1 rRNA gene is annotated in these 255 nt (G+C 48.2%); it reads right to left on the bottom strand.

The annotated features are described in order from the left end of the window. Positions 1-101 (bottom strand): 23S ribosomal RNA (locus NJD74_RS19670); the annotation flags it as partial. Positions 102-255 lie beyond the last annotated feature (154 nt).

Genomic DNA, 255 nt, shown 5'->3' with positions numbered 1-255 from the left:
CAAAGCTTGTTGCCAGCTCCCCGATACTTTTCGCAGGCTGCCACGTCCTTCATCGCCTCTGACCGCCAAGGCATCCACCGTGTGCGCTTATTCGCTTGACCATATAACCGCAAGTTGCCTTGGGTTATATATATGACCTGGGGGTACAAAGCCCAGATACGAAATATAACGACTCAATTAATAAGAAGACATTTAAGTCTTCCGCCTTAGCCTCACGACACGTCTAAGATAGAATCTCAAAACGCTCGCTACGTC

The organism is Stenotrophomonas sp. RG-453, assembly GCF_033843685.1.
Classification (GTDB): Bacteria; Pseudomonadota; Gammaproteobacteria; order Xanthomonadales; family Xanthomonadaceae; genus Stenotrophomonas; species Stenotrophomonas bentonitica_A.
The sequence above is the reverse complement of the archived record's forward strand: the minus strand, read 5'-3'. Positions and strand labels throughout refer to the sequence as shown.